9 protein-coding genes are annotated in these 5,960 nt (G+C 38.1%); 1 reads left to right on the forward strand and 8 read right to left on the reverse strand.

What is annotated here, in order from left to right:
- Positions 1-224: 224 nt before the first annotated feature.
- The 3 genes from QZ375_RS14325 to QZ375_RS14330 are packed head-to-tail and all read right to left on the reverse strand — an operon-like array spanning position 225 to position 974.
- On the reverse strand, positions 225-596 hold the full coding sequence (locus QZ375_RS14325) for a hypothetical protein (protein WP_365729199.1): 372 nt from the start codon (positions 594-596) through the stop codon (positions 225-227).
- A complete protein-coding gene (locus QZ375_RS13400; protein ID WP_295219755.1) occupies positions 590-742 on the reverse strand; it encodes a hypothetical protein in 153 nt (50 codons plus the stop codon). Before QZ375_RS13400 ends, QZ375_RS14325 begins: the two co-directional genes overlap by 7 nt.
- A 10-nt stretch (positions 743-752) precedes the next feature.
- Complete coding sequence (locus tag QZ375_RS14330) at positions 753-974, reverse strand: transposase (RefSeq protein WP_365729195.1); 222 nt, start codon at positions 972-974, stop codon at positions 753-755.
- 99 nt (positions 975-1,073) lie between these two features.
- Between QZ375_RS14330 and QZ375_RS13405 the strand changes: the two genes are divergently transcribed.
- Positions 1,074-1,430 carry a helix-turn-helix transcriptional regulator gene (locus QZ375_RS13405; RefSeq protein ID WP_295219756.1) on the forward strand — a complete coding sequence of 119 codons (357 nt, stop codon included), beginning with the start codon at positions 1,074-1,076 and terminating at the stop codon, positions 1,428-1,430.
- 36 nt (positions 1,431-1,466) lie between these two features.
- Here the strand turns inward: QZ375_RS13405 and QZ375_RS13410 are convergent, their stop codons facing one another.
- From QZ375_RS13410 to QZ375_RS13430, 5 genes are all read right to left on the reverse strand, one after another.
- Positions 1,467-1,646, reverse strand: a complete 180-nt coding sequence (locus QZ375_RS13410) for a helix-turn-helix domain-containing protein (RefSeq protein ID WP_295219757.1) — start codon at positions 1,644-1,646, stop codon at positions 1,467-1,469.
- An 18-nt stretch (positions 1,647-1,664) separates the two neighbouring features.
- Entirely contained in the window at positions 1,665-1,853 is a 189-nt protein-coding gene (locus QZ375_RS13415) for a helix-turn-helix domain-containing protein (RefSeq protein ID WP_295219758.1), read from the reverse strand.
- Positions 1,854-2,293: 440 nt separating this feature from the next.
- Positions 2,294-2,839, reverse strand: a complete 546-nt coding sequence (locus tag QZ375_RS13420) for a relaxase/mobilization nuclease domain-containing protein (protein ID WP_295219759.1) — start codon at positions 2,837-2,839, stop codon at positions 2,294-2,296.
- Positions 2,821-3,198, reverse strand: coding sequence for a hypothetical protein (locus QZ375_RS13425; RefSeq protein WP_295219760.1), 378 nt, complete (start codon positions 3,196-3,198; stop codon positions 2,821-2,823). Before QZ375_RS13425 ends, QZ375_RS13420 begins: the two co-directional genes overlap by 19 nt.
- A gap of 571 nt (positions 3,199-3,769) precedes the next feature.
- Complete coding sequence (locus QZ375_RS13430) at positions 3,770-5,857, reverse strand: hypothetical protein (protein ID WP_295219761.1); 2,088 nt, start codon at positions 5,855-5,857, stop codon at positions 3,770-3,772.
- Positions 5,858-5,960 lie beyond the last annotated feature (103 nt).

The following is a 5,960-nucleotide window of genomic DNA, read 5'->3' on the forward strand; positions in this document are numbered from 1 at the left end:
CTACAATACTAAAAAATCAGATTTGAAATCATAGTGGTAATCAAAATATGAAACCGCCTCTGAATAAACATCGGCTGGCAAATAAAAAGCCCAATATGTTGGGATAATTGCAGTGCCTTGTTGCTCACCGATTTGGCAAACCTGTTCCACTGCGGAATTCAACAAGGTGTATTCTTCTTCGTAAGAGGGGGTTTTTTCACCATTGAGAACCTGTCCACATAGAGTTAGAACCTACGCAAGAGCGTATGAATATGAGAAATCATACACATAGTTTCAGCGTGAACAGATTTAATCTCATAGTCTTTTGAGAGGCGGCGAGAGCTCTGAAACCATGACAAAGTCCGTTCAACCTTCCAACGAAGCGGTTGAACTTCAAACGTATTTTGAATTCTCGGAGAAATGTCGATCCGAATGTTATGAAAGATTTCAAAGGTGTTTTTAAATGTCCCCCGATACCCTTGATCTGCACGAGCAGCAATGATTGTTGGATAGCGGTATAGAGCCTTTTCAAAAGTAAAGACTCCACCTTTCGTATCATGTATATTGGCAGCATGGACGCAAACACACAGCAGATTTCCAAGCGTATCTGTTACGATATGTCGTTTGCGTCCTTTCGTTTTTTTCCTCCGTCATATCCTCTTTTTTCGCTTGCAGCTGTTGTTTTTACTGACTGTGAATCAATCAGTGCGTAGGTTGGTTCTTCATTTCTTCCTTGTGCTTTTCTTGTCTTTTTGACCAGCATTTTTAGGATTTTATCCCATACTCCTTTTTTTCTGTGCACGGTAGTAGAACATGGACACTGCTTTCCAGTTTGGAAAATCCTTCGGCAAGTTTCTCCATTGACATCCGGTTTTCACCAGATACAATACTGCGTTTACCAGATCCCTCTTGTCATATTTGCTTTTATTGCCTGCTGGAAAGTATTCCTTTATCTGCTCCCACTGTTCATCTGTTAAATCACTTGTATATCTCATACTCTTTATTTTATCATATTTTTTCTATCTGGACAAGTTCTTACTTTCAAAGCTGTTAAAGTATTATTTAATTGTATATTTAGCACAAAGGAGGACGAAATGGACATCGATCGTGAACAGATCTCATATATTATCGGACAGCGAATCTATACCTTTCGCACACAGAAAAAACTTAGCCAAGAAGCACTTGCCTTTGATTCAGAAATACACCCTGCCTATTTAGGGCGAGTAGAACGTGGAGAAAAATGCCCTACTATCGAAACGCTCTATAAAATCTCAAAAGGGCTAAAAATCCCACTCCATGAACTTCTGGATGTTTCCATAGAAATAAAGCCAACTAATATAGAAGCTTTCCACAGAATCCAAACGGCAATGCAATGCCTTTCAGAAGAAGAATCGGTTGAGATTGCTGAAATTGTAGAAAAGATGATTGCTTTCAAATATCATCAAGCATAAAAAATTCGGTATGCCCATAAAGGACATACCGTTTTTTCATGTTTTCATTCTCATCTCTACATACTTTTCCACCGACTCAACTGGCACCTTATATCTGTTACCCTCTTTGAAACCTTTTAACTGTCCTGTCTGCAAAAGCTTATAAAACGTACTTCTGCCAATTTTCAAAATCTCCATAACCTCTTCTCTTGTAAGGATTTCCTTTGTTGTAAGCATATGCGACCTCCTATTTCCTCAATGCTCGTTGACATATCGTTCGATTTCTGCCGCAGGGATCATTGTCTTTCTGACGCTTAATCTCTTGCACTGCAATTCACCCTGTTCGATCAGTCTGTAAACTGTATGCACACTCAATCCCAGTATCATTGCTGCCTCGCTAACTTTCAGAAAGTACTTTGTCTCTACGTATTGTAGAGCTACCATAATTATCACCTCCTGTCTTTTACTAATATGTTTGTATTTTTTTGGAGCATTTGGTGATTTTTTATACGGCTTACTTGAATACACTGACTTTTTCACGGAATGTTATGTGCAGTTTCAAGTTGTATCGGATTTCCACAAGTTATCCCAGTTTTCCACAAAAAGAAAAAATGACTGAATTGCTCGGAACTTGAAAATCAAAATAATCCGATGCGATCCAGTCATCTGGCTGCTCTATTTCTCGTACCCTTCGTAATAATACGACTGTTCGATTCCCTTGAAAATCACTTCTCTGTCATTGACCTCCATGAATGAGTGTACTACATTCATTTTCAGAAAACTGGAACACTACAACAAAAATCAAGCCTCCCACAACCCACTCCACATCCACACTGAGAACAAGCCATTTCGCCACAATGCAGCCAAAACCAAAACAGGCACAATCACACTGCCATAGCATCCGAACTGTCCGGATAACGATTTTTCTTCTCAGAACCATACTGTGTTACCCAGGAATCATCTCTTGTGATTCGCTTGATATGGGTCAAAAAAGCGTATAATTCTGCTCTGTTGCCAGAGAACATTTTTCCATCCATATAGCTGACAGAATTCATGACAAAGTGTGCATGATATACAGACGAACAACTGCCATATTTCTTGGAACAGGGCTTTCGGTGTATTGCATAAACGATCTGATACTTGTCCGCAAAATAAGAGGCAATGCTTTGGCTCATAGATTCCGCTCTCTCATAATTGTCGCCCCAAGTCGAGCTTGCATTATACACGACAATAAAATGAAACGCCGGATTTCCACTGACTTTGCCGAAATATTTCTTTACGGAAAGAAACTGCTCATAAGCATTGTATATATCGACATTTGGACTATATCGTTTATCATAATCTGTATGTATGCCCATTGTATAATTCAGAACGTTATACAGATATTGCAGCTCGTCATTTGTATTTCTGATTACTTTAAAGATTCCCATAAGTCAGTTCCTCCTTTTACAAACAAATCCATCTTTTGCTCCAGGTTCTCATACTTCTTTTTCGGTGAGACAGAAGTAAATAAGCCATCGAGATCATAAGCCTTTTGCCGCAATTCCTCTTTTCGGATATAGTCTGTGCTGTCAATACTGTCCGCAATTTCAAGTACCATATTCACAAGCTCCTGCATCCGAACTGCCATTTGTGGTGTGATACCAGGATCATGATGCAAAGCACAATCCACCAGATAAGTACTGAAACACATTCCTTTTTCCTCCGCTTTTTTCTGAATACACATTTCTTGTGTCGGTGATAGCTTAATACTTTTCGTAATGGACTTCTTTTCTTCTTTACTTCTCATAATAATATCCTCCTTCTGGCTATGAAATATGATGTTATACAATTATGCAATAGTGATAGATACCGTATACTACATATAGTTATGATAATACTGTATAATCTTACATATATAAGGATATATATGTATATACATTTATATCATGATGATACTGTATATTGATCTATGATATAATACATGATATTATTCATCATATTGATAATTAGATTGATTATGATTATCATTACTATAATTTAACAAACTCTGCAAGACAGAGGTAATGGTAATACCTCTGTCTCCCTGCATCTGATTTGGCTGTATTTGTACTGATATGACTGCATAACAGCTGATCCGTCTCGATTCAGCTTTACTTTTATGTTAGACTGTTTGTAAAAAAGTAATATTTTCTTTCGTTGTATGCCTCGTTTTTTATCTATTTCTCATAATCACCGTTCCAGAGAAAATTTTTTTGTTTTCTGAAAATTTTATGAATTTAAAGAAATCCATTTTTGCTTTTTCTCAAAAAGCTCTGGCTTTTCGATTTTTTCAAATGTCATTGATTTGAAATTCGTAAAAAATCGAGAAAAGCAAAAAATTATGCGTGGTTCCAGTTTTCATCCGTCCATTCTGAATAGACCAGATATTCCAGTGTATGTTTCACCCAATGACGCAGATCCCTCATTCTTTTGCTCTCCCACAGTTCCGCATTCTGTCGGTCAAACAACGCCTTGTTTCCTTTGTCTCCTCTCATTCTACACGGACCATATAACTCCTCATACCGCACAGATCTCAGATAGAAAATTCTCTGGGCGTAAGCCGCAAACTCTTCTTTTCTTTTATTACAATTTTTTGAATGTATCCTGCTGTCAATCACCAGCGTAGCCATATAAGAAAACAATTCCTTCAACTCATCTTCTGAAATTACAATCCTGTCAGCATTCTCATCACACAGATCTAACAGAAACTTTACTTTCCAATTCACCTGCATTTCACCAGATTGCAGTTTGTATTCCTTGAACTCTTCTGGTGTTCTGATGTGGAACAGTTTCTCTGCAAGTTCCACTGTCCTGCAAAGCTTTTCCATCAGCCGATTGATTTTCAGTTCAATATACTTCGCAGTCATCTCATTCCGAATCGGCACAGTATCCAGCCCGCTATCTATATTCAAAACCTTGCTTTGTACTGCTGTGTAATCTCTCAATCCCAGAGCATCAGCACATCGGAATTTCTTAAGCGTAAGCGGCGGAAACTTTACTTTCTGACCACGGCGTATTCTTTCTAGTTGCCATTGGTCAAAAAGCATTTGCATATCCTCTCGGATGTATGCCATTGATTTTCCAGACTCCACCCATTCCAGCAGTTCTTTCACCAGTCGAAGCCAGTCCTCATTGGATTCGACCATGTAGAAATCCAGACCAAATGCGTAATACAAAAACTGCCACAGTAAAGATGCAAAATGCTCTCTGTTCTCGAAACTGTATTTGATTCTGTAATACAAGGCAATCTTTACGGCAACTGTAAATTTCTTCTGTTCTCCGCTTACATACTTACTGATATAATCCCTTGAAACCTCAGTTAAAATCTCATGCTCTTTTCCACCTCTTAATACGATTTCCGCTCTTCCAACCTTTGCAGAAACGCCATAAAAAATAAAGTCTATCATTTCGGCAATCAGCTTTCTTGGCGTATCTATTTCCTTTTGATAAATGTGAAATCGTCCAAACAGAATCAGTTCCTTGTCTATTTTCACCTGAAGCCCTATGAAGTTCGTATAATTTTCAAGTTCACGCATCACGTTTTGAAAGTAATCGCTGTGCTTCAAAACTCTGTTTTCCATAGTATCATGTCGATCCAACAATTCGTAAACTGCTCTTTGATATAATTGCAGCTGAATCTTTTCAAACAGATAATTACCCACTTTTTTCACCCAGACATCTGGTTGGAACAAAATAAACATTCCAAATCTCTGCTGAAAGCATTTTTCTTTCCAGTGTACCCCAGAAAGATTGCCTGCAAAGATATCACCCTCTGAACCACCATGGGTTCGTATCCATTCTTCCTGGCTGTCAGCCTGAATCAATTCTGTAAGATACGTCAGAAGAACGTTAGATACCTCCCCACCAGCATAACAAGAAGCGTCAACCACTGGCAGATATTGTACATAGGTGTTGATCGGAATCTCCACTGCGTTTGCCGTTTCTTCGACTGCTTCATCAAATGCAGTTTTGTCAAAAATCATGGAATAGACAAGTTCTTCCAGTTCAGTATATCGAATACGATCTCGCTGCACAAACTGCTCAAAAACAGATTGTACCACTTTTAAGAGAAAAGCAGAGATTTTTTTCTTTGCAGAATCGCTGTATTGATTTCGAAGAATATCAGTCAGATCAACTCCGCTGACAGAATATATGAAAAGCAAAGCTTTTCCACACATCAATGTGAAGCTTTCTTTATCCGATGTTTCTCTCATATAGTACTCAAAATTATTGCAGACGGCATCAGCAATTTTTTTCGTCATTTTCCTTCGGTCATTATTAGGATTCAAATACTGTGTAATGATTGATTTTGTCTGGATTTCAAATCCACCATTTTCCGTCTTCACTGCAACCTTTGTCTTTCTTCCATGCATCAGCACTGTCACAGCAAGCGCTGTCACGTCCTTTGCACATATCCATTCTTCCATTGTGTCACCTCCCAGATATATGCTTCTATTATACTTCTTTTTCAGATGCACGTCAATCACTATTTCATATGTATTTTCTTGTTTTATTCAATAATACACATAT

Origin of the sequence: Ruminococcus sp., assembly GCF_019417665.1 — a bacterium.
In the GTDB taxonomy this organism is placed as follows: Bacteria; Bacillota; Clostridia; order Oscillospirales; family Ruminococcaceae; genus Ruminococcus_C.